The organism is Streptomyces sediminimaris, assembly GCF_047049295.1.
Taxonomy (GTDB): domain Bacteria; phylum Actinomycetota; class Actinomycetes; order Streptomycetales; family Streptomycetaceae; genus Streptomyces; species Streptomyces sediminimaris.
The window spans coordinates 57,880-82,922 of sequence record NZ_JBJWOT010000001.1; the positions used below are offsets into that span (position 1 = coordinate 57,880).

Here is a 25,043-nt window from a genome sequence, read left to right on the forward strand (position 1 = left end):
GACAGCAAAGGACACAGGGAACCATGGCTCAGGAAATGAACATCCGGCCGCCGCTCCTCGGCAAGGTCGTTCTCGTCGTCGGGGCGAGCGCGGGGATCGGAGCCGATGCCGCGCGCGTCCTGGCCGCGGACGGCGCCGCCCTCATGCTCGTCGCCCGCACCGAGGAACCGCTCGCCGCACTGGCCAAGGAGCTCGCATCGGCGGGGCACGACGTGGAGTACACGACCGGCGACGTCTCCGACGCGGCAAGCGTCACCGCGTTCGTCGACGCCACCGTCGACCGGTTCGGCCGGCTCGACGGCGCGTTCAACAACGCGGCGATGACCCAGGCCGGTCGCCTCGACGCGGTCCCGGAGGAGGACTTCGACCGCATCATGGCCGTGAACGTCAAGGGCACATGGCTGTGCGTGCGCGAGGAAGTGCGGGTCATGCAGGAGCGCGGGTATGGCGCGATCGTCAACGTGAGCAGCATCGGAGGACTGCGCGGCAGCTCCGGCATGGGCGCCTACCAGACCACCAAGCACGCGGTCATCGGCCTGACCCGGACCGCGGCCCACGATTTCGGGCCGCTCGGCATCCGCGTGAACGTCATCGCCCCCGGGCCCACCGAGACCCCCATGCTCGACGAGCTCCGGCGCGCGATCCCCGGCGGAGTGGAGGCGCGGATCGCCGCCACCCCGCTGCGCAAGGTGGGCACCGGGCAGGAGGTCGCAGCGACCGCCGCATTCCTGCTCAGCGACCGGGCGAGCCACATCAGCGGGGCCGTGCTGCCGGTCGACGGAGGATTCAGTGCCTGACCTGACCGCTGCCCGGGGGACGTTGCGGCTGCCCGCGCAGGTGCACTTCGGCTACGGGTGCCGCGCGCAACTGCCCGACATCGTGGCCGCGTACGGACGGCGGGTGCTGGTGGTCACCGACCCGTTCCTCGCCGCCACCCCGCAGATCACCGCCGTGACCGACTCCCTGTGCTCGGCCGGGCTGGAGGTGCGGACATACTCCGACGTCACCGCCGAACTGCCCGTCGGCACCCTGGACGCGGCCGCCACCGTGGCCCGGGCCCACCGGGCCGAGACCATTCTCGCGATCGGCGGGGGCAGCGTCCTCGACGCGGCCAAACTCATCGCGCTGCTCCTCGCGCACGACGGCCCGCTCAGCCGGTACTACGGCGAGAACCTCGTTCCCGGTCCCGTCGTCCCGGTCGTCGCGGTGCCGACGACGGCGGGCACCGGTTCCGAGGTGACACCGGTGGCCGTCGTGTCCGACCCCGGCCGCGCACTCAAGGTGGGCATCTCCAGCCCGTTCCTGGTACCGGCCGCCGCGGTCGTCGATCCCGAACTCACCCTGGGCGCCCCGCGCGGCGTCACCGCCTTCTCCGGCATCGACGCACTCGTGCACGCGGCCGAGTCATACACCGCCCGGTCGCTCGACACCGACTGGTCCCTGCCGCCGCCCGTGTTCACGGGCCGCAACGTCCTGGCACAACCGATCGCCCTGCAAGCGGCAGGGCACCTCGGGCCGTGGCTCCCCGTCGCCGTACGGGAGCCCTCGCACCGGCGGGCCCGCCACCAGGTCGCGCTGGGCGCGCTGCTGGGAGGCGTCGCCTTCGGCTCGACCGGCACTCATCTGTGCCACGCGATCCAGTACCCGGTCGGCGCGCTGACCAAGACACCGCACGGCCTGGGCACCGGCCTGCTGCTGCCCTACGTCCTCGACACGCTGCGGGCCGACCCGGGCGTGGCCGAACGGATCGCGGACCTCGGCGCCGCGCTGGAGCACATCCCCGCGAGCGAGGCGTCCGCCGCGCGAACCGTCGCCCGGGTGGCCGAGATCAACCGGACCATCGGCGTTCCGGCGACCCTCGCCGAGATCGGGGTCGGACGCGAACAGCTGTCGCGTATGGCCGAGTTGGCACTGAAGTCGGCACGGCTCCTCGCGATCGCGCCGGTCGAGCCGGACCGGGACCTGCTCCTCGACGTCATCGGGCGGGCGCACGCCGGCGTCCTCGACGAACGGACCGCCGCATGAACCTGCACACGAACCTGTTCATCGACGGACAGTGGCGGCCGGGCTCGGCAGACGCCCGGTTCGACGTCGTCGACCCCGCCGATCTGTCGACCATCGCCGATTTCGCGGTCGCGACCGAGCAGGACTGCATGGCGGCCGTCGACGCGGCGGCCACCGCACAGGACGCCTGGGCCGCGACCGCACCGCGCGAACGCGGGGAAGTCCTGCGCAGGGCCTACGACATCCTCACCGCCGAGGTCGAGGAGTTCGCCGGGCTCATGGTGCGCGAGAACGGCAAGTCCTGGACGGACGCCCTGGGTGAGGCGCACTACGCCAAGGAGTTCTTCCGCTGGTTCGCCGAGGAGGCCGTGCGCGTGCCGGGCGACTACCGCCTCTCCCCGTCCGGGGACAAGCGGATCGTCGTCGACCGGCAGCCGATCGGGGTGTCGCTGCTCATCACACCCTGGAACTTTCCCGCCGCCATGGCGACGCGCAAGCTGGCCCCCGCGCTGGCCGCCGGGTGCACCACGATCCTCAAGCCCGCCGAGGAGACACCGCTCACCGCCGCGTACGTCGTCGAGGTGCTGCGCCGCGCCGGCGTCCCCGACGGAGTCGTCAACCTGGTCACACCCGTGCCGCCGGGCCCGGCCGTGCACCGCATGCTGGACCGCCCGGAGGTGAGAAAGCTGTCGTTCACCGGCTCGACCGAGGTCGGCCGCGCACTGCTGCACGCGTGCGCGGACAGCGTGGTGAGCACCTCGATGGAACTCGGCGGGAACGCCCCCCTGGTCGTGCTGCCGGGTGCCGACCTGGACCTGACCGTCGAGGGCGCGCTGCCGGCCAAGATGCGCAACGGCGGCGCGGCCTGCACGGCGGCCAACCGCTTCTACGTGCACACCTCGGTCCACGACGAGTTCGTCGCCCGGATGGACGCCGCGCTCGCCAAGGTCACGGTCGGTCCGGGCACCGACCGCGCGCACACGCTCGGCGCGCTCGTCTCCGTCGCCGAGCGCGACAAGGTCGCGGCCCTGGTCGAGACCGCCATCGCGGACGGCGCGACCCTCGTACGCGGCGGACGCGCCTGGAGCAAGGGCGCGTTCTACGACCCGACGCTGCTCACCGACGTCACACACGGTTCGGCCATCACCATGACCGAGATCTTCGGGCCGGTGACCGCCGTCGTCCGGTACGACGACGTCGAGGACGCGATCCGGATGTCCAACGACACGGTCCACGGACTGATGGCCTACGTGTTCGGCGAGGAACGCGAGGCGATGGCCGTCGCCCGCCGCCTCGAAGCCGGCATGGTCGCGGTCAACCGCGGCGTGGTCAGCGACCCGGCCGCCCCGTTCGGAGGCGTCAAACAGAGCGGTCTCGGCCGGGAGGGCGGCTTCGAGGGCGTCCTGGAGTTCCTGGAGGAGAAGTACATCGCACTGACCGCATGAGAACAGCGGAATCCTCAGCGCCGGCGCCACACGCCGGCCGGTGCCAGCGTGCCCCCGCCTTGACGACGGCCAGGTCCTCGCCGGTCAGCTCAGCGATGCCGTGCGCCGGCACTCCGGCCGCCAGGACGCGGGTGAACAGGGCGCCGCGGCCGTCGGCGCAGGAACGGTAGGCCAGCAACTCCTGTTCGACCTGCGCGATGTCCGGCGACATGCGGTGACGCAGGCGGCCGAGTTCCTCCTCGCCGAGAGGCACCGGCAGCCGCTCGGCGTACTCAGGGATCGCCGCGGTCTCCCCCCGGCGGCAGCAGACGCAGCCCGGCCGAGCTTGCGGTGACGCCCTGTGCCGGCCATGCCGTTGGCCTGCCGGTGTGGCGGTGGGAGTCAGCTGACCTCGTTGCGGACGGCGGTGTCGAGGTCGGTGGCGGTCAGGCGGAAGGTGTTGGCCGTCTGCGTCGCGTCCATGTGGAACGGCGCGTACCACTGGTAGTCCATCTCGGCCATCTCGCGGGCGATGGGCACGATCAGCCCGGCCGTACGCATCACGAAGCGTGGCATCTGGATCAGTTTGATCGGTGGCCGGCCCAATGCGTCGGCGTAGCGCCGCGCCAGCTCGCGGATGGTGACGGCCGGCGGGGACGGCACATGCCAGGGCCGGCCCCACGCGCGCTTCTCCGAGGCCAGCGTCACCAGGGCCTGCGCCATGTCGCCGTTGAAGGTGAAGGTGTGCGGCATGTCCAGGTGGCCGGGGATCCAGGCCGCGCTCCCCTTCTTCAGGGCCGGCTCGATGAGCAGGGAGTAGACGCCGTTGGCGCCCTTGCCGATGAAGTCGGAGCCGCGGACCTCGACGGTGCGGATGCCCGCGGCGAGGGCCTGTTCCCACATGCGTCTGCGCAGACGGCCCTTGTGCCCGACGGCGGCCATGGGGGTGCGTTCGTTCATCCGGCCACCGGGCTGCGGGCCGTAGGCGTAAAGGCTGCCGGTCAGCGCGAGGACGGCGTCGTTCTCCTCGGCGGCGGCGATGGCCGCCGTCTGCAGGGGTGGCAGCAGGCGCTCCCACATCGTGTACGAGGGCGGATTGGCGCAGTGGTAGATCACTTCCGCGCCGCGGGACAGCTCGGTCAGCCGGAGCGGGTCGGACGCGTCCGCGGCGACCCGGTCGATCAGTCGGTGCTCGGGGCCGGAGCCGCTGCGGGTGACGATCCGGGCGCTCTGGCCGCGCTCGGCGAGCAGGCGGGCGACGTTGGTACCGATGGAACCGGCGCCGATGACGAGGTGCTTGCCCATGACGTTTCTCCCTTCCCTGGAATCTCGCTCAGGCGTCCACGCCGGAGCCGATGCAGGTGGGCACGTCGGCGAGCATTCCGGCGATCTGCGGGTTGAGCTCGTTGCGTCGCCGGTGCAGTTCCTGGATCTTGGCGTTCAGGTCAGGGTCGTCGTCACTGACGTCGAAGATCTCCAGCCGTTCGACCAGGTTCAGTCCCAAGTGGTCGGTCTGGTGGGTGGTCGGGTGCGTCAGGCAGGCGAACAGCCCGTCGAGGCCCTCCACAACGAACACCGCCCTGTACGTGTAGTCGCCGCCGTGGTCGCGGCCGACGATGAGGGACTTGGTGGCGGGGTTCGACCGGCCCTGATTGCGCCGGCTCTCCAACGCCGCCTCGATCTGCCCGGGCGTCGCGGTGGCTTTCATCGTGACCCGGTTGATGTGGTAAATCATGGCCTGCCCCACGTTCCTAACGTTGTTAGATTTATTAACGACGTTAACCATGGTGGGCGTTTTCGGCACGGTCAAGGGGGGTTGACTAGTGTTCGAGGACACCATCGAAGCGAAGTGACGGACCATGTCGACCAGCACGAGACGAGCCCGCGAACGGGCGAACACCCGGGAGCGGATCATCCAGACCGCGCTGCACGTCCTCGAGACCGAGGGCGTCGCGGCCCTGACGATCCGGCGCATCGCCACCGACGTCGAATATTCCGCACCCGTCGTCTACCAGCACTTCGCCAACAAGGACGCACTCGTACTGGAGCTGGTCGCGCACGGCCACCGCCTGATGCTGGCCGCGTTTCGCCAAGCCGCGCAGGAGCCCGACACGGACCGGCGCATGATGCGCATCGCGTCGGAGTACGTCCGGTTCGCCGGCGAGCACCCCCACCTCTACCAGGTCATGAACGACCCAGTAGTTGACGCGAACGAACGCCGACGCATCGTGGAACCGGCCATCGACGTCCTCAAGGAGTTGCTCACCACCTGGGCTGCTGCACACGATGTGGTCCTGGCCGACCAGGACCAGGCCTGCGAAATCCTCTGGGGCACGCTGTACGGCATCGCGTCGCTCAGCCACCTCGGCAACGTAGGCAACGATCGCGCCCGCCGCCTCGCCGAACAGGCGCTCCGCGCGATCCTTCTCGGCTGGCGAACCGAAACGCCGGCGAACGGACGGCCGACGAGCAGCTAGTACTCCAGCAGCGCTTCGCTATCTGGCCTGGTCAAAGGCGTCGTGGGAAGTGTAGTTGCCTGATGGCACGTCAGCGGCGGGGCGTTCAGTCGGGCAGCGGGAGCAACCTGCCGCTCCAGCGCGAGTCGCCAACCTCATCGGGCTGCCTCAGGCGGATGTCAAAAACGTTCTCTACCAGTGCCAGGACGCTGTGCAGGGGCGCGACCTGGCCAGGGACCAGCCCGAGGGGCCTCATGGCGTCATCGAGTCTTGCCGGGTCATGACCGGTCGGTTCGATCGCCTGGAGCGTGTGGAAGTCGACGACGATCTCGCCGCCCACCGCGTACTTGAACCAGTGCATCGGCTTCTCGTTGTAGTGGAGCACCACGGCCTCCGTGCCCACGGAGACGCGACTCAAGATCCTCTCATCGAGTCCGTGCACGCCGCCCTGTTCCCATGCCCACGTCCACGGATGGTCGATACCGCTGGTGACGACGGGTTCTTCATCGTCGAAAAGGTCGTCGCCCAAGTCGGCCGAGAGGTCTACGGCGTCGCGAAGCGCCAAAGTCTCCGGATCTACCGCCATGCGGGTGAGCAGCTCGGCAGGGGTCAGGTCCCGCACGAAGGTCAGCGTGTAGATGGGGAAATCGCCCTCTCGGAACAAGTCCAGTCCGCGGCTCATCCCCATGCTCGTCATGCCGTGGATGCTGCCACACACCACCGACACTCCTACCCCTACCAGAGTGCCGCCCTTGGCAGATCAACTGCACCGGGTGTCTGGCGGTTTCGAAGGTCCTGACGTCCATGCCGGGAATCGGCGTCAGGACCGGAGCCCGGATTCTGATCGAGCTCGGCGACGGCAGCACCTTCCCGACCGCCGGCCACCTCGCCGCTCACCCCGGTCTCGCCCCGGCCACCCGCAGTTCAGGGTCGTCCATCTCCCAGACCGCGCAGCCACAGAGATCCACCTGGTGGCGGGTGCGCCCGCGAACTCACGCCGGCCGGGTTCAGCGGCCGATCTCGTCCAGCTCGGCGAGTTCCTCCTCGGAGAGCGAGAGTCCCGCGCCGGTGACGTTCTCGCGCAGGTGGGCCACCGACGAGGTGCCGGGAATGAGCAGGGTGTTCGGTGACCGCTGCAGCAGCCAGGCCAGCGCGACCGACATCGGCGCCGCATCCAGCCGGGCGGACACCGCCGTCAACGCCGCCGACTGCAGCGGGGTGAAGCCGCCGAGGGGGAAGAACGGAACGTAGGCGATGCCCTTGGCGGCAAGGCCGTCGATCAGCTCGTCGTCCTGGCGGTGGGCGAGGTTGCTCACCCCGGCTTGGAGTGGTTGATCGGGGCAGCGGGCCCCGGAAGCAGGTGAACACCGCACCGTGGATCATGGAGTTCTCTACGCTTCGAGATCCACGAAGGTACCGTGTTCGTCCCTCCATCATCTCCTGCCGCTGTTCTCGCGCATCACGCGCCCCGCCTGGAGGCCCTCGGCGAGGCTGCCACACAGGGCCAAGTTCGTTGTCTGGTTGCCGAGTTCGAGTCGGTCACCGACCCGCGAGGGGCTTGCGGGGTGCGTTCCTACTCCAGCGCGTCCAGCGAGGTCGCGGCGCCGCAGCAAGGGACCACCAACAGCGTTTGGCCCAGGAACCTCCTCTCGAATGCCTCCCTGCTGCGACGAGATCGTGCAGTAATAGAACCTCTATCGGCTCTGCTGCGTCCGCGGCCCCGAGGGCATCGTCGTCGGACTGGCCGGGGAACTCGGTGAGAGTGGGTGAGTTGTGGGCTGTCCCGGCTGCTGCCAGCGCCTCGCGCCAGTCGCGTGAGACGACGATGAGGACGTTGTCCATCCGCCGGACCAGCATGCCGAGCCTCCTTCACGTGATGCGGCCACGGCGGCCGAGTCCCGCACAAACCGCGGGAGTTGCCGCTGCCGTGGCCCGGGCTCGGATCGCGGTCGAGTGGTGCACACAAGTGAGCAGGCACTCGGCGCGCATCGGCATGCCGAGTGCCTGCTCGTCAGCAAAGTGACGCCGCTGCCCCGATCAGTCAGCGCAGCCCGCGCTCCAGCCTGTCCGCCACCAGCTTCACAAACCGGGCGGGCTCCTTCGGCTGACCGCCCTCGGCGAGGACTGCCAGACCGTGCAACAGCTCGGCGCTCTCGACGAGTTCGCCGCGGTCCTCTCGTTCCTCGTAGGCCTTGTTCAGGCCCTGCACGAGCGGATGAGCGGGGTTGAGTTCGAGGATCCGCTTTGTGGGTGGGATCTCCTGGCCCATGGCCCGGTACATGTTCTCCAGCGCCGGCGTCAGGTCGTGGGCGTCGGAGACGACGCAGGCCGGAGACACGGTCAGACGCGTCGACAGGCGGACGTCCTTCACGTCCTCCTCCAGCTGCTCCTTCATCCAGCCCAGCAGACCGGCGTACGCCTCGGCCTGCTTCTCCCGCTCACCGTCGCTGTGTTCGTCGCTGTTGACGTCGAGGTCGATCTCGCCCTTGGCGACGGACCGCAGCTTCTTGCCCTCGAACTCGCCCACGGCGTCGACCCACACCTCGTCGACCGGGTCGGTCAGCAGCAGAACCTCCACGCCGCGCTCCCGGAACGCCTCCAGGTGCGGGGAGTTCTCGATGCTCTGCCGGGACTCGCCGGTCATGTAGTAGATGTCGTCCTGCCCCTCCTTCATCCGCTCGACGTACTGCTGGAGGGTGGTCGCCTCGTCCTCGGAGTGCGTGCTGGCGAAGGACGCGATCGCGAGCAGGGCGTCGCGGTTGTCGGGGTCGCCGAACAGTCCCTCCTTCAGCACGGCGCCGAACTCCCGCCAGAACGCGGCGTACGTGTCGGCGTCGGCGGCCTTCATCTCCTTGACCGACGCCAGCACCTTCTTGGTCAGCCGGCGCTGGATCATCCGGATGTGCCGGTCCTGCTGGAGAATCTCGCGGGAGACGTTGAGCGAGAGGTCCTGCGCGTCGACGACGCCCTTGACGAAGCGGAGATACGGCGGCAGCAGCGCCTCGCAGTCGTCCATGATCAGCACGCGCTTGACGTACAACTGCAGTCCGCGGCGGAAGTCGCGGGTGAACAGGTCGTGCGGAGCGTGCGCCGGGAGGAAGAGCAGGGCCTGGTACTCGAAAGTGCCCTCGGCCTGGAAGCGGATCGTCTCCAGGGGGTCGCGCCAGTCGTGGCTGACGTGCTTGTACAGCTCGTGGTACTCGTCGTCGGAGACCTCCTCACGCGAGCGGGCCCACAGGGCCTTCATGGAGTTCAGCGTCTCGGGCCCGGACGTGTCCGCTCCGTCGCCGTCTTCCTTCGCCTTCGGAACGAGCCGGATCGGCCAGGTGATGAAGTCCGAGTAGCGCTTGACGATCTCCTTGATCTTCCAGGTGGAGGTGTAGTCGTGCAGCTGGTTCTCGGGGTCGGCCGGCTTGAGGTGGAGCGTGACGGCGGTTCCCTGCGGGGCGTCGTCCACGGTCTCCAGGGTGTACGTGCCCTCGCCGCGCGAGGACCAGCGGGTGCCGCGGCTCTCCCCGGCGCGCCGGGTCACCAGGGTCATCTCGTCAGCCACCATGAAGCCGGAGTAGAAGCCGACGCCGAACTGCCCGATGAGGCCCTCGGCGCCGGCCGCGTCCTTCGCCTCCTTGAGCTCCTTGAACTCCTTGAGGAAGGCGGCCGTGCCGGAGTTGGCGATGGTGCCGATGAGTTTGCCGACCTCGTCGTACGACATCCCGATGCCGTTGTCCCGCACGGTGAGCGTACGGGCCTCCGGATCGACGTCGATCTCGATGTGCAGGTCGGACGTGTCGGCGTCGAGACTGTCGTCCCGCAGCGCGGCCAGACGCAGCTTGTCGAGCGCGTCGGAGGCGTTGGAGACGAGTTCCCGCAGGAAGACGTCCTTGTTCGAGTAGACCGAGTGGATCATCAGCTGCAGCAGCTGGCGCGCCTCGACTTGGAACTCAAACGTTTCGGTCGGCATGGTTGGCGTGTCCCTCGCAGGTCCCTAAAGTGCCAGGTCAGGTGAAGTCACTGTAAGACACCCGGGCACGGTTTGGTCACCACCTTCAGCAGTGGCCGGCGATGCCGGTGGCAGGACCCCGTGCGGATTCTCTTCGGTGGTTCTCTCTTCGGTGGTTGCGACTGCTGGAAGGAGTCCGTCCCGTGCCGAAGTATCCGCCGAACCGTCTGCCGTTGTCGGTGCCGAAGAAGTACTTCGAACCACGCCAGCGCCGAGTTCCCGCGAAGGGTGTCGTCTCCGCGCTCGAGGCCGCGCGATCGCTCGCCCGCATGCACAAGGGCCGCGGCCCGGAGGTCTTCGGTCACGCTGACCCAGTCGACGAGGTGCGCAAGCAGCTGAGGCAGGCCGAGGAGATCCTGATCCCCCACAGCGCGGCGACGGCGGCAGGCCGCACGTGTGCGTCGAGTCAATTCGGTTGCGGCCGCCGGGGACTTGGGCCGATCCTGGCCGGTTGGCTGACGCGTGGCAGGAAGGCAGGCAGGGCCCGGTATGGAGATCAAGACGCTCGAGCAGTTGCAGGCCGTCGACGAACGGACGCTGCACTTCACCCCCTGGGGCCTCGGCCGGATGCGTGCGGAGGACTCAGCGGAGTTCCAGCAGCGTGTCATCGCCCGGCTGAAGCTGGCGGACGATGTCGCCGAATCGACCCGGAACAAGTTCGAGCAACTGCGGGCCGGGTTCAGCCACGGGGTGCTGTGCTACGAGCTGTTCACCCTCGTCGAGGACGCGACCCGTCTCACCTTCGAGCAAGCCCTGCGGGACCGCTCCATGACTCACCACCAAGGCCGCGCCGTCGACGTGCGCGACCGCCGGGGCCGGGAACACCAGGTCACCATGACCAGCTACCCGGCCTTCTACGAGCAGTTCCGGAACGTGAAGGGCGCCGAGATCCGGATGGGCGCTACCGGGGACTGGGAACGATTCAACGGGATGCTCGACGGGCTGCTGCGGTGGGCGCGTCGCGAAGGTCTGCTACGCGGGCAGCGCAGCCGGAGCCTGGAGCCGGTCCAAAGAGAGCTGCGCAACATGGCCGCGCACGGCTCCTACCATCTGAACTCCCCGGTGGACGCCGCCCGCACCCTGTCCGACCTCGCCGAACTCATCAACCACCTGTGGGGGCAGCCCACCCCGGGCGGACGGCTGTACCCGGCGCCGCTGGTGCGGGACATCGTCGCCATCGGCTGGAACGAGAGCGGGCACACGATCCTCGCCGGCCCGGCCGAGCATCTGGCGTCGTCGGGGGACGAGGAGCCGCTGACCTACCTCCTGGTCCGTGCCGTGGTGGACGACCCGGCCCTGATGGAATTCGACGCCCGCGCCGCGGCAACCGTCTTCCCGTCCGCGTATCTGTGGGGGCCGGGAACCCGCGCTGAGGCCGTCGACTGGCTGGAGGCGAACCGGCCCGAGCCCGACCGGTGTGACTACCTCGACCAGGTCGTCCTCGTCCGTGCCGTGGACGGGCGGGTGGACCTGCCCGTGCATCCCCGGGTCGCAGCCGCCTTCTCACCGCAGCAGCAGCGGGGGACGTGGTACGCGGTGCGGGTCGACCGGGCTCTGGACGCCTTCGGCCACGTCCGGGCGCTCGTCGCCGCTCAGCCAGGGCACGAGCCGGACGGAGAGTGCCGGAAGTGCCCCGCCGAGACACTGGCCACGGGCGACATCGCCACCGTGATGGCTGCTGCCCACAAGGCCGGCGCGGACACCGCCGCGTTGACCGTACCGGACGTGCGCACCCCGCTCGCCAGCAGCTTCCGTCGCCCTGATGGCGCTCGTTGAAACGATCACTCCCTGCTTGGGGTGACCCCGGACCTGCTTGATGGACCTCCCCACCCATGCAGCGCCTGATCTGCGTCCGGGCGCCTCTCTCGGTTATCGCGGGGCGGGCTTCGCGTTAACGCTGGGCGTGCTGTTGGACAAGCCGCGCTGTCGGTCAGTCCAGGTCAGACATGTCGAGTACGAAGCGGTAGCGGACGTCGTTGCGAGCCAGGCGCTCGAGAGCCCTGTTCACCTGGCTCGAGGGCAGCAGCTCGATGTCGGCGGTGATGCCGTGTTCGGCGCAGAAGAGCAGCATGGCGGCGGTGGACGGGCGGCCGCCGCTGCCGGCGGAGCTGAGCTTCTTGCGGCCGAGGAGCAGCTCCAAGGTTTCCACGGTGACCGGTCCGAGGTGACCGAGATGGCTGAGGGTGCCGTCCATGGCGACCACACGCAGGTACGGAGCCAGGTCGTGAGGAGCGGAGATGGTGTCGATGACCACGTCGAACTGGTCGCGGACCGCTTCCATCTGCCGGGGGTCGGTGGACACGACGAATCCCTGCGCTCCCAGGCCGCGCGCTTCGTCAGCCTTGTCCGGGGTCCGGCTGATGACGGAGGTCGTGGCGCCGAGCGCGGTCGCCATCTTGACCGCGAGGTGTCCCAGGCCGCCCAGTCCGGCCACGGCGACAGTGCTGCCCGGGCCCACTCCGAGCGCCTGCAGCGGTTCCCACACGGTGACGCCCGCGCAGAGCAAGGGGGCCGCGGCGGCCGCGTCGAGGGCGGCAGGGAGATGGTAGGCGAACTGACTGCTCACGATGTACTCGCGGGAATACCCGCCCAGCGTGGTCGACCCGTCCCGCCGGTCGGCTCCGCCGTAGGTCAGTGTCGGGAACTCGCGGCAGAAGTTCTCCTGGCCGGCCCGGCACATGCGGCACATGCCGCACGAGTCGACGATGTTGCCGACGGCCACGGGATCGCCCGGGGAGAAGTCGACAACCGCGCTGCCGGCCTCGGTCACCACGCCTGTGAACTCATGCCCGGGTACGAGCATGCCGTTGGCGTCACTCTCGTGCGTCTGCAGTGCGTGGAGGTCTGTGTGGCAGACGCCGCAGTACTCGACACGTACCGCGATGTCGTCCGGGCGCAGGTCCCGGCGCTCCAGCGTCACGCGGCGCAGAGTCCGTGTCGCGCTGTCCGCCTGCCATCCGGTCGTGGGACGCATCTCTGACCCCTAAGACAGACTGTTCGGTCTGTTTGAGAGTAGGTGCATGCCGGCCAATACGCAAACAGACGAGTCTGTCTGTTATGGTGCGGAGCATGCCCGACCAGCCATCCAGCAGCCGCGGAGCCGCGACGTATCAGCGCATCATCGACGCCGCCACCGAGGAGTTCGCCCAGTACGGCATCGCCGGTGCACGCATCGAGCGGATCATCGCCGCCGCACGCACCAACAAGGCGCAGCTTTATGGCTACTTCGGCAACAAGGAACAGCTCTTCGATGCGATCTTCTTCGCCTCACTGGAGCGGATCACCAACGTCGTCCCCATCGACGCCGAAGACCTCGCCGACTGGGCGGTGCGCCTCTACGACGAGTACCTCAGCCGCCCCGATCTGATCCGGCTCGCGACCTGGGCACGCCTGGAGCGGCGCCCGAGCGGGCATCTCGTCGCGGACCACGAACGCTACGACGACCGCAAACTCCGCGCCATCGCAGAGGCCCAGGCCGCCGGACGCATCAGACAGGGAGACCCCTTCGACGTCATGGCCATGGTCATCGCCATGTCCATGGCCTGGTCCCCGGTGAGCAACGTCTACGCCGCCTCCGCCCAGGAGCCCGCGAGCGCGCACGACCAGCGGCGCACCCTGCTCCGGGACTGCGTAAGCCGCGCCGTCGCCCCGGACCGGGGAGCCTGAGCACACCACCACAGGGGGGCAGCACAGCCCGCACACCCCGCGAGCGTGCGGGCCCGGCCTTCACCCGGGAGGCGCTCGCCTTCCCTCCCCACTCGGTTGAGAGACGAAGCGAATGGGGCGACGAATAGCCCTGGCCGATTCCACGGGTCCTCATCAGCATGACGCCACCAGCTGCGGCAGGGTGTGCGGGTCCCGCGCCGGCTCGGGGATCGGGGCGGGACCCGCGTGCTCATCATCCGCGGTCTTGGCCGCACGAGGGCGTCACATCGCCGAGGACTGTCGCCGCCCGTCGGGGCACGGCAACGGGACGGCCGCGCTGCCTCGACCCGCCCCGGCTGCAACGGAAGCGTGACGCCGAACCGGGGCATCAGGCCGGTGAAGGCCTCCTCGGGCGTCGTGCGCAGGAGGTCGTCCCCGTCGGCGGGGATCACCAGAGCAGCCACCGGCTGACACCGCGGAGCCGACATGCCTGGTCGGGGGCGCTGCGGTAGTGAACCTGCTGTTGGAGCTGCTCGGCTCCCGCCGCCTCGTCGGCCGCGACGAAGCCCGCCAGCTTCTGGCCGACAGCCTGGCGCCTGCAAACACTGCCAGCCCGGCAACAGGCTTCAGGTCCTTTCCTATCCTTCTCCCAGCCGACGCTCCTGCGTGCCGCTCGAACCTCTGTGCCGCGCTGCCCGATTTCCTCCCGACTGAGCGCTGTGTGGTGATCACTCAGAGCAGTACCTTGCCGATGGCGACTCCCCCGCCGATCACCGTCCGGACCCCTTGGCAGGCCCGCCCGCTGGACCGCGCTGGAATCCGCCCGCCGGCTGCACGAGCAGACCCTCGCGCGAAGGGCCGTCGGGCAGTTGGCTGCGGCCACGACGGAAGCAACGGCGTCTCCGGCCTGGCCACGGGCGGCCCTCGGCCGCGCCTGCCACGTTCGAGGGCGAGCCGACGGTGGAACCCTGGAGTCTCGGAACAATGGGACCGCCGGACTGATGGCATCGGCACGACAAGCGGACACGGCAGCCACGGCTCCATGGAAGCCGTGGCTGCCGTGGTCCGGGTGAGTCAGAGCGGGCAGCTGTCCTGGAAGGCGACCGTGCTGGGGTCGTTGGGAGTCGGGCACAGGAACTGGTCGTAGCGGGTGTCGTTGTCCACGAAGCGCTTGAGCCAGGCAATGCTGTACTCGGCGACCGTGGTGTTCGGGCTGGCAAAGGTGAAGTGGTCGGCACCCTTGAGCTCGATGAACGCCTTGTCACGGGCGTTCGTCAGTTCGTTGTAGGCGGGCAGGGCGAAGGTCGAGACGGGGGCGACGGTGTCGCCGTCGGCGCCGAAGACCATGGTCGGGACCGTGATCTGGCTGGATGGATTGGCGGTGTCCCAGGGTGCGAGGGCGATGGCCGCCTTCAGGGACGGAGTGCTCGCCGCGCTCTCCAGCGTGCCACCGCCGCCCATCGACCAGCCCATCACCGCAAGGCGCCCCGGATCGATCTCGTTCTTCACGGCGCTCCGAGTGGTGAGGTAGGCGAGCGCCGCGAGTTGCTGCTTGCTGCGGTCGGTGGGGAAATCCCACAGGTTGACGCTGTCCATGGTCATGACCACGAAGCCCTGGGAGGCCAGCCGGGAACCGTACCAGGCGATCTCGGCTTGCGGGGCGACGAAGCCCGGCATGACGACGACGGCCCCGAAGGTGCCCTGGCTGGTGTCGGTGGGGTAGTAGATCGTGCCGTCGTTGAAACCCTGCCCGCTGCCCGACGGCACGGTGACCGAGGCTACGCTGAACGGGCCGGTCTCGGCGGTGATGCTCGCCCAGGTCGGGTCCGGTCCGCGCTGATAGGGGTCGGCCGGGGCGGCGTCGGCGGGAGTGGCGAGTGCGGTCGCGGCGACGATCGTGAGGATCGCCATGAGCGCGCGGAGCGGAACTGACCTCGGGTGAGTTCCCATGGCGGGCCCGTCAGTTGGTGTAGACAGCGGGGGCGCCGCTGACGCTGCTGTCGACGACGGGCGCGTAGGCGGCCGTGAAGTAGCCGTTGGCCGCGCACAAGGCCGAGCCGGAGACCTTGGTGAACGCCTGGTTGGAGAAGGTGAGGCTGTTGCCGCTGTTGGAGCTCACCGCCGAGAGACTGGGCGCCTGGTAGACGCAGGTGATCGAGCCCAGCAGAGTGGAGAGCACCACTGTGGTCTGAATCGCGCCGCCCGAGGCAGGGCTCACCGTCACCGTGCCGTCGGATCCGGCGGAGGTGGTGTAGGGGAGACCGTTCACGGTGATGCTCTGCACCCTGGTGACGCCGAAGACGTTGCTGGTGCAGCCGCTGAAGGTCTGCGAGGTCGCCGACTCGGTGGCGGTGCCCGGGGCGGCGGGGTTGTCCGTCACCGTGGCGGAGAGCGTCGAGCCGGTGCAGGTGATGCCGGACGTGCCGCCACTGCTGGTGGCGAGCGTGGCCTTGGTGCCGCTCGCCAGGGAACCAGTGAGGACGTCTCCCCCCGAGACCGCGTTGCCGCCGGCGCTGCCGTACGTGAGCACGGCGCTGTCGGCCGAGGCGGCGGTCGCCGGGAGGAATGCCAGGGCCGTCAAGGCGGTGGCCAGGGCGGAGAGAGAGTATCTGCGCATGCGGGTGCCTCCGGTACTGGAGTTGGTGGAGAGAAGGGTGCGGGTCGCCGCCCTGAGCACGGGGGTGGGACGGCGGCCCGCGCGGGGCCGTTCCCGGGCGCACCGGGACGGCCGGACGGGCGCGTTACTGACCCGGCGTCGAAGACGCAGGGGCGCAGCGGCTCTTCACGGTTGCGCGAAAGTGACGGCACGCGAGATGTGCACTACAGGTCCGTCGAACGGAAAGCCAGTGCAGAGGAATTGGCTTGCTCGAACGTAACACGCCATTCACGCAGAGAAGTTCATATGGCAGGACGTGGAATCGCAGGCGGCCGGCCGCCGGGCGCGAGACGCTCCGCCCTCCGGCCCGACCTGCCCCGCGGTGGCCTCCTTCCTCGACCCGGAACGTGCCGCCGCCTGCCTCCTCATGTGGTGTGCGGCCTCGTGTACGAACGACGTCCGCCACCACCAGGTGAGGTGGTTGCTGCTCTTAAAAGCTAAGCCGTCGCGCAATCCCTGAGTTAATGACCGGCATGACAAAGTCGCACCCAGTTTTACTCGGGAAACGACTAAGAGCGGGAGGGTGAGGAGGGAACCGTGGGACGCACGGGTTCCGGTGCCGGCCGGACCTGCTTGCGGGCCGCCCCGGAGGCCACACCGGACCGCAGAGCCAGTTCCAGCTCGAAGCGGGTCTCCGAATCCCGCAGGCCCTCGCCGAACAGCTTCTCCAGCTGACGCATGCGGTAGCGCACGGTCTGCGGATGGATGTGCAGCCGAAGGGCCGTGCCCCCGACGCTGCTCTCGCTCTGCAACCACGCCAGCAGCGTCTCGGCCAGGCGGTCACGTTGCGGCGCCGGGATCCCGGCCAGGGGTGCGAGCACCCGGTGGGACAGGGCCCTGACCAGTGGCTCGTCCGCGTACAGAATCAGCGTCGAGAGATGATCGGCGCAGCGGACCACCCCTTCACCGGGCAGAACACCGCGCCGCATGAGTGTCAGGGCGCGGGCCGCCCAGCGCAGCGAGTCCGCGATGTGTGCCAACGGGACCGTCGGTCCGACCGCGGCGGGCCGGCCACGTAGCACCGGGGTCAGAGCGCGTCCGCGCGGGGCGCCGGGCACATCCGGGTCCGGGATGACGAGGCGGGCCGGACGCGCGGTCGTGTCGGCGAGCACTCCGGAAGGCAGCAGTCGTTCGTCGCCCTCCTGTTCGCACTCGCCGCCGACCGCTATGACGGCGACGCTCCGCGGCATCGGCCAGCTTGCGGCGCGGGCCAGTTCACCGACCGCTTCGACGGAGGCGGGCTGGTCCCCGAACAGCAGGTCCACCAGGCGTTTGCGGCGCCTCTGCAACTCCCCCGCGCTGCGTAACCGAGCCTCTGTGTGGCCCTCCGTTGCCGCTTGCATGATCTCGTGCAAGTGCATGAAGGCCGCGTCTGCCAGCGCCGCCACCTCTGCGGAGTCCAGCCCGAGTTCGTGGGCGGCCGTCATCATGCGCCGCCAGGCGGCGCGTCCGCCGAGCCGGAGTGCGGCCTGCAGGACTTCGAGACCTCGTCCCTCGCCGGCTTCACCGCGCCCGATCTCCTGGTAGGTACGGGCGACGTGCCCCCGGTCCTGGCCCGTCTCGGCGATGCGGTCCACGAACAGCGTCAGCGCCTGTTTGACCCCGGCCCTGATGGTCCGCACGTACGCCTCGTCGGCTGGGCGTGCGTACTCCGGCACCTGAACCTGCACCTCGCGTTCCACTTCCTCGGCGATGTCGTCGAGGTGCGGACGCAGAAAGTCTGCCAGTCGGTGCGGGACGACGGCGAAAGAATCCATGCTGGCTGCTCCTACCGCTCGGCCAAGGCGGATCAGCCGACGACGATATCTTCCCTTCGACGGGCGCACGTTGTGCGGGACTTACAAGGAGCGGCCGCGGTGTTGTCGGTGCGTGACAAACCGGCTCGGGTCAAACGGGCAGGCCGAGCGCCCCGGCGAGAACGGGCCATGAGGTGGTGAACTCCCTTTTCCAGTCACTCCATTGGTGACCACCGCCGTGGTAGAGGTGCTGGTTGGCCGGGATGCCGAGTTGGCCGAGGGCGTTGACGAAGCTCTCCGTGGAGGGTGCGACCAGGCTCTCCAGGGCTCCGGGGAGCAGGGAGTCGATGCCGCCGCTGAAGAGCTGAGCGAGCGCGAGGATGGTGTCGAGTCCGCCGGTGAGGCTGCCGCTGCCGACCGATACGTAGAGGGCCGTGCCACGCAGTGCGTTCGCGTGTGTCAGCGGATTGAAGTCCTGCCAGGTCGCGGCATTCGCTGTTGGATCGCCCCACAGTGACAGCGGGTTGAGACGCTCCCGCCCCACGATCCCCTCCACGATCGTCGGCATCCTCGTCACCGTGGTGTCGGGGATGCCGCTGTACGACGCCGCAGCGGCGAACGTACCCGGGTGGCGGGCCGAGTGGGCCATGGCGCCGTATCCGCCGGTCGAGACCCCGGCGACCGCCTGAACGGTGGAGGCCCGGTAACCGGAACGCAAGACCGCGGGAACCTCCTGCAGTTGGAAGGTCTCGTAGTCGGGACCGCTCAGCCAGCGGGTCGGGATACCGGTGGGTCCTCCGTCCGGCATCACGACGATCAGGTCCTGGCCCGCGGTGAACGCCTCGATGTCGGTCTCGCGGGTCCACGAGGTGTAGTTGTCGTGCGCGCCATGCAGCAGGTGAAGCACCGGCCAGGTACGGTCCGGCTGAGCCGCGTAGGAGGTCGGGAGAATGATCCTTACGGGCGCGGTGCGGCCCAGAGCGGCGGAGGGGACGCCGAGATCGTAGGTGCGGGGCCCCAGCTGTGTGACGGTGACGTCGGCGGCCGAGGCTCTCCAGGCCCCGGTGAGCACGCCCGCGGCACCGAGGGCAGCGGCTTTGGCGACAGTGCGACGAGAGGGGCCGCGGTGCGAGATGGACGAGCGGTCGGACATGACGGGCGGCTCCTTGTGACGTGTCGGGATGGGCGATGTACGGCCCGGGCTCAGGCCGGGTCCTGGCCGAGCGCCCGGCTCAGGTGGTCGGCGATGACCTGCACGTGCGGCGGGTCGAGCAGCGACAGGTGGTGTCCGGGGACACGGACGATCTGCAGGTCGGCACAGAGTTCGTCCCAGCCGAGGGCGTCGTCCAGGCGCTCGTACGCCGGGTCTCGCACTGTGTGCGGCGCGGGTTCGGAGGCTCGGTAGAGGATCACCCGGCCGTCGTAGGGGCGGGGGGTGTGTTCCTCGCCGGTCCGCAGGTCAAGATAGGAGTCGCGCTGATGTTTCAGGGCGGCGGGCGGGATGTCGGCAGCTGCGTTCAGGGCGGCGAGCACCAGGTCGATACGGCCCCGGTCGTCGAGGCCCGCCAGTTCGGGGTACGGCAGGTCCAGGCGTGCCCCGTAGGTGCGGAACACATGCTCGGTGAAGCCTTCGAAGTGCTCCCGTGCCACGTCCCACGCGGTCCGCCCGGCCCCTCGGGGCAGTGGACGCACGGCGTCGATGAGGACCACCGCGTCGGGGGGTGCGAGTTCGGCGGCGAGCAGCCGGGCGGTCTCCTGTGCCACGAACCCGCCGAACGACCATCCGCCGATCCGGTAGCGGCCGCCGGGCCATGCCGTGCGGATCGCCTCGGCGTACCGGCGGGCTTTCTCGGCGACGCTCTCCGCCTCTTCGACGCGGTCCAGCCCGTACACCGGCAGCCCAGGAGGCAGCAGCCCGGCGAGCGGTCGGTAGACGTCCGGGCTGCCGCCCGCGGCGTGGGCCAGGATCAGGGGCGGGAGCCGGCCCTCCGGGCGCAGTGCCCGCAGCGGGTGGGGCGCCGGCCGGTCAGCCGCCGAAGGTGGTGCGAACGCCCGGGAAGCGGGCTTGCCTTCCGGCTGGTCGTCGTGCGGGACCTGGGTGATCGCCTCGGCGACGCCCCGTATGCTCTCGGCCGAGAGCAGGTCCCTCAGTGAGAGCGCGGCGCCGAACTCGCGGACGACGGCCTCGCGAAGCCGGACGGCCATCAGCGAGTCGAGGCCGAGTTCGGTGAACGAGGTGTCGGCGGTGATCTGCTCGGGGAAGTGGCCGGTGACGTCCGCGATGCGGCGGATGAGCCGCTCGGTGACCGTCCCGGCTCCCCTGCCCCGGCCTGCCGGCGGTGGGGGAAGGGCCGGTGGATCGGCGGGCGTTGTCGTAGGCGTCGGGCCGTCTGCGTCCGTCCACCAGTGACGGGTGTGCCGCCAGGGCGGGAGCGGGACGTCGATGACCTCGCCGCGCGGGTGGAGGCGGTCGGCCGGGAGGGAATGGCCCGCCGTGTACAGGGCGGCCAGGTGGAGACGGAAGGTGAGGACGGGGTCGTCGCCCCTGCGCAGAGTGGGCAGGTGGAAGGCGTGGGGCAGGTTCTCGGCGAGGGGGCGCAGGAGGGCGGGGTGCGGGGAGATCTCGATGAAGGCGGTGTGTCCGTCCGCCGCGGCGGCGGCCAGCGCGGTGGCGAGCCGGACGGGGCGGCGGAGGTTCTCCGCCCAGTGGCCGGCGTCGAAGGCGCAGCGCCGGCCGGGGTCGTCATGGACGGTGGAATACACGCGGACCGCGCCGTCGGACTGGCCCCGGACTCCGTCGAGATCACCGACCAGCTGCGGCAGCAGTGGATCGACCTGGGGCGAGTGCCCGGCGCCCTGGACGGTCATGGTGCGGGCCGCACGCCCCTGGGAGACGAGGTGTTCCACCAACCGGGCGACGGCCGACGCCTCACCGGTGACGGTCTTCTCCCTCACTGACGAGTGCACGGCGAGGTGGACGCCCGGGAACTCGCGCTCCAGCGCCGGGAGTTCGTCGTCGTGCAGGTCCACGACCGCCATTTGGCCGCCGCGCAGGGTGGCGAGCAGCCGGGACCGTACGGCGATGACGCGGGCCCCGTCGGCGGGGTCGAGCACTCCGGAGACCACGGCCGCGGCGACTTCACCCATCGAGTGCCCGATGACGGCGGAGGGCTCGACGCCGTAGGAGCGCCACAGCTCGGCCAACGCCAACTGGGTTCCGAAGAGGAGGGGTTGAGCGATCGCCACGTTCCGCAGATCGTCGTCGGTGCAGTCGCTCAGCAGTTCGTGCAGGGAAATGCCGCAACCGGTCGCGAGCACCGGCTCCAGTTCCTCCACGGCGGCGGCGAACGCAGGTTCGCAGCCCAGCAGTTGACGGCCCATCGCGGGCCACTGGGTGCCGTAGCCGGAGAAGACCCAGACCGGGCCGGGCCCGAGCCGGTTCCGGTTTCCGGTGCCGACCCGGAAGTGGGGACGGTCGGCGGCGAGTGCGCGCAGCCCGTCGGTGAGTCCGTCGTGATCCGTGGCGACGACGGCCGCGCGGGCGGGACCTCGGCCGGTGCGCCCGGCAAGGGTGCGCGCGACGTCCTGGAGCCCGGCGGTTCGGCCGCCGGGCGTGTCGAGCCAGTCGGCGAGCCGGGTGGCGATGAGCCGAACCCGCTCCTGGTCGGTGTCGCTGAGCTGGAGCAGGCAACCGCCGCCGTCCTGGGCGCCGGGGACGGACGGGGTGCGCTGCCACTCCTGCAATACGACGTGGGCGTTGGTACCGCCGAAGCCGAAGGCGGAGACCCCGGCGGTCGCGGTTCCCTCGTAGCGGGGCCAGGGTTCGGGGTCGGTGACCACCCGCAGCCGGTCGTCGTCGAGGGCCGAACGATCACAGTGCAACGAGCCGGGGATGAGACCGTGGTGGAGCGCGAGGACCGTCTTGACCAGTCCCGCCACCCCGGCGGCTGCCTCCAGGTGGCCCAGGTTGCCTTTGGCCGAACCGAGGAGCAGCGGCTGGTCGGGGTGGCGTGCACGGCCCAGTACGTCGGCCAGCGCACCTGCCTCGATGGGGTCGCCGAGGGGGGTGCCCGTGCCGTGTGCCTCCACGTAGTCCACGGTGGCGGGGGCGACACCGGCGCGCGCGTAGGCGGTCTCCAGCAAGGCTCGTTGGGCCGGCGGGCTGGGGGCCGTCAGCCCGTTGGACCGGCCGTCCGAGTTGACGACGGTCGCGGTGATGAGGGCGAGGATCCGATCGCCGGCGCCCACCGCGTCGCCCAGTCTTCTGAGCACCACGACGGCACAGCCCTCGGCGCGGCCGATGCCGTCCGCGGATCGGGAGAACGGTTTGCACCGGCCGTCCGGTGCCAGAGCGCCGGCCCGGCCGAACGCGACGGTTACGGCGGGCGACAGCAGCACGTTGGCCCCGGCGGCGAGCGCGGTGTCGCAGTCACCGCCGTGCAGGGCGACGCAGGCCTGGTGGACGGCGACGAGGGAGGAGGAGCAGGCGGTGTCGACGGCGAGGCTGGGGCCACGCAGGTCATACACGTAGCTGAGCCGGCCCGCCGCCACCGCGGCGGCGGCTCCGGTGGCCGCCCAGGGGTCGATGGTTGACGGGTCGGCTCCGGTGAACCGGCCGTAGTCCTGGCCGGAGATGCCGACGAAGACGCCTGTCGCGGTCCCTGCCAGGGACTCGGCGGGGATGGCTGCGTGGTCCAGGGCCTCCTGGGTCACCTCCAGCAGCATGCGCTGCTGCGGGTCCATCGCGTCGGCCTCGCTCGGGGGGACGTGGAAGAAGGCCGAGTCGAACCCTGTCAGGGTGGCGTCGTCGAGGTATCCGCCCCAGAGGTTGGCGTCCGACGGCAGCCGGGGGCCGAAGTGGCGCAGGCGTTCCTCGGAGGCCCTGCTGACGGCGTCGGTGCCCTCGACGAGCAGCCGCCAGTAGTCGGCGGGCCCTCGGACACCGCCGGGAAGACGGCAACCGACCCCGACCACCGCGATGGGTTCCTCGTCGACGGAGACCGCCCCGGCGGCGCGCACCGCTCGCGGATCGGGCCCAGGCTCGTCGCCGGACGGGTCGATGTCCCCGAGGAGGGTGACCAGCGCATCGACGGTGGGCGACTCCCACCAGAGTGTCGCGGGCAGCTCTCTGCCGAGGGCGTGGGCCAGTTCGGTGGCGATGACGACCGCGTCGCGTGACGACACCCCGAGCTCCATGAGTGGCCGGTCCCCGGCGATGTCCTCGGCGGACAACCCGGACCAGCGGGCGATCCGTTCGAGGACCAGGCGTCGCAGTTCGGTGGAACCGGTCGGGGGCCCGTTCACGAAGTGCCTCGCTGCGGTCGACCGTAGAAGTCGTCGAGATATCGAGCGCGGGTCAGGGCGCGGGAGACCTTGCCGCTGGAGGTGCGCGGCACCGTACCGGGCGGGACGAGCAGCACGTCGCCGAGCCGCAGACCGTGCCGGGCGGAGACCGCAGTCCGCACCGCGACGGCGGCTTCCTTGAGGGCGCCGGCCTGCGAGTCCAGACCCCGGACGTGCTCCGCGACGATCACGGCACGTTCCGCGGCGAGGACCGCACCGGGCTCCGTGTCCCCTTCCCGGGCGGGAACGGCGAAGGCGGCGAGGCGGTCGGGGCGCAGCACGCGGTGGGCTGCCTGGGCAGTGGCCTCGACGTCCTGCGGGTAGTGGTTGCGGCCGTCCACGATGATCAGGTCCTTGAGCCGGCCGGTGACCACGAGCTGCCCGTCGAGGAGCGTGCCGAGGTCCCCGGTGCGCAACCAGCGACCGCGCGCGTAGGCCAGCAGGGCATGGAAGGTCTCGCGGGTCTGCCGGTCACGGCCCAGGTAGCCGCGCCCTACGTTGGGGCCCTGGACCCAGATCTCGCCCACCTCCCCCGCCGGAACGACCGTGGCGGCGAGGGGGTCGACGATCCGCACCGACTGGCCCACGGGTTCGCCGCACGCGGTGAGCGAAACCGCGCCGGGGTCGCCTTGTGCCACGGGCACGGCCTTGCCCGCCGCCAGGGCCTCGCGGTCCAGGGCGAATCGGCGCAGCGGCTGTCCGGGGCGGTGGGCGGTCACGAAGACGGTGGCCTCGGCGAGCCCGTAGGACGGGCAGTGGACGTCGTCGCGAAGCCCTTGGCCGACGAAGGCCGCGTGGAACCGGTCGGCGGTCTCCGGTCGTACAGGTTCGCTGCCGTTGGCGAGCACGGCGACCCGGTCCAGCCTGAGGCCGGTCTTGTCCTCGTCGGTGACGACAGCGGCGCAGTAGTCGTACGCGAAGTTCGGCGCGGCGCTGAGGGCGTACCGATGGTCGGACAGCAGATGCAGCCAACGGGCGGGTCGTTGGAGAAAGGCCATGGGGTCCATCAGGACCGACCGCAGTCCGCGTACGACGGGAGCGGCGACGCTGAGCACCAGTCCCATGTCGTGGTAGAGCGGAAGCCAGCCGACCGTGGTGACGGGAGCGGTGTCGGCGCCGTACGCTGCCAGCGCTTGGCGGGCGTTGGCCACGACGTTCGCGTGCGAGATCTCGACGCCGGCCGGGAACCTGGTGGATCCCGAGGTGTACTGGAGGTAGGCGGTGGCCTCCGGGTCCGGTGCGGGCTGGTGCGGGACGCTCGACGGCCGGTCGGGAACGATGTCGGTGACGATCAGCCGAGTGCGCAGCTCATGAGCGTCCAGAAAGGCTCTCACGGTGTCCGCCGCACCGCTGGTCGTCAGTACGGCCGAGGGCCGGGCATCGGCGAGAACTCCGCCCAGCCGGTCCGCGTGCCCGCGCAGCTCAGGGGTGAACACGGGTACGGCGACCGTGCCCGCGGTGAGTGCGGCGAGGAAACCGACGACGTAGTCGAGGCCTTGAGGAGCGAGCAGGGCGACATGTTCGCCGGGTGCCACGGTGTCGGCCAGCCGGGCGGCGATCCCCCTGACGCGTGTGGCGAGGCGCTGCCAGGTGAGCGTGCGGTGGCTCGCGTGCAGGCCGGCGGACCGGTAGGTGGCGAAGGTGAACGCCGGGCGGTCGGGGGTGTGGTGGGCCCAGTGCGCGAGAAGGGCGGGGAGGGTGACCGGCTGTTCCGCTCCTGTGCGTAACGCGCCGGAGGCGTGCGGCAGGGCATGCGCGGGCATGGGAGAACTCCTCACG

18 protein-coding genes and 3 pseudogenes are annotated in these 25,043 nt (G+C 70.2%); 8 read left to right on the forward strand and 13 right to left on the reverse strand.

The genetic code is table 11. From position 1 onward, the window contains the following. Nucleotides 1-23: 23 nt before the first annotated feature. The 3 genes from ACJ9NR_RS00310 to ACJ9NR_RS00320 are packed head-to-tail and all read left to right on the forward strand — an operon-like array spanning nucleotide 24 to nucleotide 3,449. Nucleotides 24-797, forward strand: a complete 774-nt coding sequence (locus tag ACJ9NR_RS00310) for an SDR family NAD(P)-dependent oxidoreductase (RefSeq protein ID WP_412490438.1) — start codon at nucleotides 24-26, stop codon at nucleotides 795-797. Beyond that, nucleotides 790-2,025, forward strand: coding sequence for an iron-containing alcohol dehydrogenase (locus ACJ9NR_RS00315; protein ID WP_412490437.1), 1,236 nt, complete (start codon nucleotides 790-792; stop codon nucleotides 2,023-2,025). The genes ACJ9NR_RS00310 and ACJ9NR_RS00315 overlap by 8 nt, the downstream gene beginning before the upstream one ends. After that, entirely contained in the window at nucleotides 2,022-3,449 is a 1,428-nt protein-coding gene (locus tag ACJ9NR_RS00320) for an NAD-dependent succinate-semialdehyde dehydrogenase (protein WP_412490436.1), read from the forward strand. The genes ACJ9NR_RS00315 and ACJ9NR_RS00320 overlap by 4 nt, the downstream gene beginning before the upstream one ends. A 55-nt stretch (nucleotides 3,450-3,504) precedes the next feature. On the opposite strand, the pseudogene ACJ9NR_RS00325 reads toward ACJ9NR_RS00320, so the two are convergent. The 3 genes and pseudogenes from ACJ9NR_RS00325 to ACJ9NR_RS00335 form a co-directional block, all read right to left on the reverse strand. Then, nucleotides 3,505-3,802: pseudogene (locus tag ACJ9NR_RS00325) on the reverse strand (DUF6003 family protein); the annotation flags it as partial. A gap of 28 nt (nucleotides 3,803-3,830) precedes the next feature. Beyond that, the gene (locus ACJ9NR_RS00330; protein ID WP_412490435.1) at nucleotides 3,831-4,733 is read right to left on the reverse strand and encodes an NAD-dependent epimerase/dehydratase family protein; all 903 of its coding nucleotides are present in this window, start codon (nucleotides 4,731-4,733) and stop codon (nucleotides 3,831-3,833) included. Between the two features lie 28 nt (nucleotides 4,734-4,761). Then, nucleotides 4,762-5,163, reverse strand: coding sequence for a Dabb family protein (locus ACJ9NR_RS00335; protein WP_412490434.1), 402 nt, complete (start codon nucleotides 5,161-5,163; stop codon nucleotides 4,762-4,764). 124 nt (nucleotides 5,164-5,287) lie between these two features. On the opposite strand from ACJ9NR_RS00335, the gene ACJ9NR_RS00340 reads away from it, so the two are divergent. Then, complete coding sequence (locus tag ACJ9NR_RS00340; RefSeq protein ID WP_412490433.1) at nucleotides 5,288-5,905, forward strand: TetR/AcrR family transcriptional regulator; 618 nt, start codon at nucleotides 5,288-5,290, stop codon at nucleotides 5,903-5,905. A gap of 85 nt (nucleotides 5,906-5,990) precedes the next feature. Here the strand turns inward: ACJ9NR_RS00340 and ACJ9NR_RS00345 are convergent, their stop codons facing one another. Beyond that, entirely contained in the window at nucleotides 5,991-6,581 is a 591-nt protein-coding gene (locus ACJ9NR_RS00345) for a DUF6461 domain-containing protein (RefSeq protein ID WP_412490432.1), read from the reverse strand. 86 nt (nucleotides 6,582-6,667) lie between these two features. Here ACJ9NR_RS00345 and ACJ9NR_RS00350 point away from each other — a divergent pair. Continuing rightward, nucleotides 6,668-6,844 (forward strand): annotated as a pseudogene (locus ACJ9NR_RS00350) (transposase); the annotation flags it as partial. A 47-nt stretch (nucleotides 6,845-6,891) separates the two neighbouring features. Here ACJ9NR_RS00350 and ACJ9NR_RS00355 read toward each other — a convergent pair. Beyond that, the gene (locus ACJ9NR_RS00355; protein WP_412490431.1) at nucleotides 6,892-7,200 is read right to left on the reverse strand and encodes an aldo/keto reductase; all 309 of its coding nucleotides are present in this window, start codon (nucleotides 7,198-7,200) and stop codon (nucleotides 6,892-6,894) included. Between the two features lie 102 nt (nucleotides 7,201-7,302). On the opposite strand from ACJ9NR_RS00355, the pseudogene ACJ9NR_RS00360 reads away from it, so the two are divergent. Then, nucleotides 7,303-7,455: pseudogene (locus ACJ9NR_RS00360) on the forward strand (ISAs1 family transposase); the annotation flags it as partial. A 470-nt stretch (nucleotides 7,456-7,925) separates the two neighbouring features. Here the strand turns inward: ACJ9NR_RS00360 and htpG are convergent. Further along, nucleotides 7,926-9,845 (reverse strand): molecular chaperone HtpG, encoded by a 1,920-nt coding sequence (htpG, locus tag ACJ9NR_RS00365; protein WP_412490430.1) that lies wholly within the window; start codon nucleotides 9,843-9,845, stop codon nucleotides 7,926-7,928. A gap of 528 nt (nucleotides 9,846-10,373) precedes the next feature. On the opposite strand from htpG, the gene ACJ9NR_RS00370 reads away from it, so the two are divergent. After that, on the forward strand, nucleotides 10,374-11,660 hold the full coding sequence (locus ACJ9NR_RS00370) for a hypothetical protein (RefSeq protein WP_412490429.1): 1,287 nt from the start codon (nucleotides 10,374-10,376) through the stop codon (nucleotides 11,658-11,660). 154 nt (nucleotides 11,661-11,814) lie between these two features. Here ACJ9NR_RS00370 and ACJ9NR_RS00375 read toward each other — a convergent pair whose 3' ends face one another. Next, nucleotides 11,815-12,858 carry an NAD(P)-dependent alcohol dehydrogenase gene (locus ACJ9NR_RS00375; protein ID WP_412490428.1) on the reverse strand — a complete coding sequence of 348 codons (1,044 nt, stop codon included), beginning with the start codon at nucleotides 12,856-12,858 and terminating at the stop codon, nucleotides 11,815-11,817. A 95-nt stretch (nucleotides 12,859-12,953) separates the two neighbouring features. On the opposite strand from ACJ9NR_RS00375, the gene ACJ9NR_RS00380 reads away from it, so the two are divergent. Further along, nucleotides 12,954-13,550, forward strand: coding sequence for a TetR/AcrR family transcriptional regulator (locus tag ACJ9NR_RS00380; RefSeq protein WP_412490427.1), 597 nt, complete (start codon nucleotides 12,954-12,956; stop codon nucleotides 13,548-13,550). Between the two features lie 1,053 nt (nucleotides 13,551-14,603). On the opposite strand, the gene ACJ9NR_RS00385 is transcribed toward ACJ9NR_RS00380, so the two are convergent. The 6 genes from ACJ9NR_RS00385 to ACJ9NR_RS00410 all read right to left on the reverse strand — a co-directional run bounded on the left by ACJ9NR_RS00385 (nucleotide 14,604) and on the right by ACJ9NR_RS00410 (nucleotide 25,027). After that, on the reverse strand, nucleotides 14,604-15,440 hold the full coding sequence (locus ACJ9NR_RS00385) for a dienelactone hydrolase family protein (RefSeq protein ID WP_412490426.1): 837 nt from the start codon (nucleotides 15,438-15,440) through the stop codon (nucleotides 14,604-14,606). A gap of 49 nt (nucleotides 15,441-15,489) precedes the next feature. Then, a complete protein-coding gene (locus ACJ9NR_RS00390) occupies nucleotides 15,490-16,146 on the reverse strand; it encodes a Tat pathway signal sequence domain protein (protein WP_412490425.1) in 657 nt (218 codons plus the stop codon). Between the two features lie 548 nt (nucleotides 16,147-16,694). Further along, a complete protein-coding gene (locus ACJ9NR_RS00395; RefSeq protein ID WP_412490424.1) occupies nucleotides 16,695-17,942 on the reverse strand; it encodes a PucR family transcriptional regulator in 1,248 nt (415 codons plus the stop codon). 130 nt (nucleotides 17,943-18,072) lie between these two features. After that, a complete protein-coding gene (locus ACJ9NR_RS00400; protein WP_412490423.1) occupies nucleotides 18,073-19,074 on the reverse strand; it encodes an alpha/beta hydrolase in 1,002 nt (333 codons plus the stop codon). 50 nt (nucleotides 19,075-19,124) lie between these two features. Beyond that, on the reverse strand, nucleotides 19,125-23,225 hold the full coding sequence (locus ACJ9NR_RS00405; protein ID WP_412490422.1) for a beta-ketoacyl synthase N-terminal-like domain-containing protein: 4,101 nt from the start codon (nucleotides 23,223-23,225) through the stop codon (nucleotides 19,125-19,127). Next, complete coding sequence (locus ACJ9NR_RS00410) at nucleotides 23,222-25,027, reverse strand: fatty acyl-AMP ligase (RefSeq protein WP_412490421.1); 1,806 nt, start codon at nucleotides 25,025-25,027, stop codon at nucleotides 23,222-23,224. The genes ACJ9NR_RS00405 and ACJ9NR_RS00410 overlap by 4 nt, the downstream gene beginning before the upstream one ends. Nucleotides 25,028-25,043 lie beyond the last annotated feature (16 nt).

What these genes read in the sequence shown, in the direction of transcription:
- ACJ9NR_RS00395 (WP_412490424.1), bottom strand. Translation starts at nt 17,942, where the DNA reads ATGGATTCTTTCGCCGTCGTCCCGCACCGACTGGCAGACTTTCTGCGT.
- ACJ9NR_RS00320 (WP_412490436.1), top strand. Translation starts at nt 2,022, where the DNA reads ATGAACCTGCACACGAACCTGTTCATCGACGGACAGTGGCGGCCGGGC.
- ACJ9NR_RS00345 (WP_412490432.1), bottom strand. Translation starts at nt 6,581, where the DNA reads ATGACGAGCATGGGGATGAGCCGCGGACTGGACTTGTTCCGAGAGGGC.
- ACJ9NR_RS00380 (WP_412490427.1), top strand. Translation starts at nt 12,954, where the DNA reads ATGCCCGACCAGCCATCCAGCAGCCGCGGAGCCGCGACGTATCAGCGC.
- ACJ9NR_RS00310 (WP_412490438.1), top strand. Translation starts at nt 24, where the DNA reads ATGGCTCAGGAAATGAACATCCGGCCGCCGCTCCTCGGCAAGGTCGTT.
- ACJ9NR_RS00385 (WP_412490426.1), bottom strand. Translation starts at nt 15,440, where the DNA reads ATGGCGATCCTCACGATCGTCGCCGCGACCGCACTCGCCACTCCCGCC.
- ACJ9NR_RS00375 (WP_412490428.1), bottom strand. Translation starts at nt 12,858, where the DNA reads ATGCGTCCCACGACCGGATGGCAGGCGGACAGCGCGACACGGACTCTG.
- ACJ9NR_RS00335 (WP_412490434.1), bottom strand. Translation starts at nt 5,163, where the DNA reads ATGATTTACCACATCAACCGGGTCACGATGAAAGCCACCGCGACGCCC.
- ACJ9NR_RS00370 (WP_412490429.1), top strand. Translation starts at nt 10,374, where the DNA reads ATGGAGATCAAGACGCTCGAGCAGTTGCAGGCCGTCGACGAACGGACG.
- htpG (WP_412490430.1), bottom strand. Translation starts at nt 9,845, where the DNA reads ATGCCGACCGAAACGTTTGAGTTCCAAGTCGAGGCGCGCCAGCTGCTG.
- ACJ9NR_RS00340 (WP_412490433.1), top strand. Translation starts at nt 5,288, where the DNA reads ATGTCGACCAGCACGAGACGAGCCCGCGAACGGGCGAACACCCGGGAG.
- ACJ9NR_RS00400 (WP_412490423.1), bottom strand. Translation starts at nt 19,074, where the DNA reads ATGTCCGACCGCTCGTCCATCTCGCACCGCGGCCCCTCTCGTCGCACT.
- ACJ9NR_RS00410 (WP_412490421.1), bottom strand. Translation starts at nt 25,027, where the DNA reads ATGCCCGCGCATGCCCTGCCGCACGCCTCCGGCGCGTTACGCACAGGA.
- ACJ9NR_RS00330 (WP_412490435.1), bottom strand. Translation starts at nt 4,733, where the DNA reads ATGGGCAAGCACCTCGTCATCGGCGCCGGTTCCATCGGTACCAACGTC.
- ACJ9NR_RS00390 (WP_412490425.1), bottom strand. Translation starts at nt 16,146, where the DNA reads ATGCGCAGATACTCTCTCTCCGCCCTGGCCACCGCCTTGACGGCCCTG.